The following is a 1238-nucleotide window of genomic DNA, read 5'->3' as shown; positions in this document are numbered from 1 at the left end:
AGGCGGGCCTCGAACGCGCGCCGGTTGGACAAGCCGGTCAGCCAGTCGTGCGACGCCTGCCAGACTAGGCGCTCCTTCTCGGCATGCAGGGCATCCTCAAACGCCTGTCGTTGCAGCACCAATCGCCGCGTGTGCCAGATCAGGAGCAGGATCAGCGTCATGGCTGTGACGATATTGACGCCAGTCAGCGTCATCTTGATGGCGCGCGAGCCTTCGCCGAGAACGGTGGAGAACCGCTTGGCGTGCACCGTGAACTGAGTGTTGAGCTCCGAAAGCCGCGACGACAATAATTGCAGGCGGTTGCCGTCCTGAACCGGTCCGCTCTTCAACTCTGACCGGATGACCTCGCCGAAAACGCTCAGCTCCAGCAGCATGGGGTCGGTGGCAGCCCACTCGCTGATCGCTTCCTTGAGAAAGCTGACCTGTTTGAAGTAGCGAAACAGCCAGATCAGTCCCGGCACGTCATCGGGATGGTTGCCGCCTTGCAGGAAGCCGATGCGGGCGGCCTCGACGTCGACCGGATCGCGCTCGAGCGCCCAGCGCGCGAACTCGTCGCCGATGGGAACGGCCAGCGAGGTCTGATATTGCGCAAACTGGCTGGCGTCGCCCGAATGCAGATAGAGATTGAGGAAATAGACGGCGTTCTTCTGCGAGCGCGACCACAACGCTTCGCCCGCGACATAGGCGCGGACCGAGGACATCACCTCCAGGCTGAATCCGGCGATCGCGGCCTGCAGCAGAACGACGGTGACGAAAGGCGAAACGAGCTTGATGACGTGAAGGAAGCTTCGTCCCTTCGTTGACGGCGCTGTTCTGCGAAACACTATGCGTTCCCCAAGTCGCTCAACGACCCCAGCGGAGCGATCCGCTCATAACGCGGATTACGCGCGAAAGGTGCTTAACTCGACTTGAAAATGCCAGGAGACTGCGTCGCAGGGTGAAGGCGTTGTGAAGTGGATGCTTGCAGATCGTCGCAAATGCCGTCGACCCGGAACTGACGCGGCATCGGCGAGCTGATGTCGCGCATTTGCCCCAGATGGTTTACTTGATGGAGATAGATTGCTCTGGCGCTAGACCAGCACCGGCTTGCGCACGCGGCCGGCGTCGCCGAAGACGCGCAAATAGCGCTCGATCTCCGAAGGCAGGCCGGTCGCCTTCTCGGGATTGTCGGAAAGCTTGACGGCCGGACGTCCGTCCACCGACGACACCTTGCAGACCAGCGAGATCGGATCGAGGTT

General features: G+C 61.5%; 2 pseudogenes. Both read right to left on the bottom strand.

Features of this window, described 5'->3' with window-relative positions:
- Window positions 1-824, bottom strand: a pseudogene (locus tag IVB32_RS31725) (GGDEF domain-containing protein); the annotation flags it as partial.
- A 246-nt stretch (window positions 825-1070) separates the two neighbouring features.
- Window positions 1071-1238: pseudogene (locus IVB32_RS31720) on the bottom strand (nicotinate phosphoribosyltransferase); the annotation flags it as partial.

This window comes from Bradyrhizobium sp. 23 (genome assembly GCF_023073295.1).
Taxonomy (GTDB): Bacteria; Pseudomonadota; Alphaproteobacteria; order Rhizobiales; family Xanthobacteraceae; genus Bradyrhizobium; species Bradyrhizobium canariense_D.
Note: the sequence above shows the minus strand (reverse complement) of the source record. Positions and strands in the feature narration are given on the sequence as shown.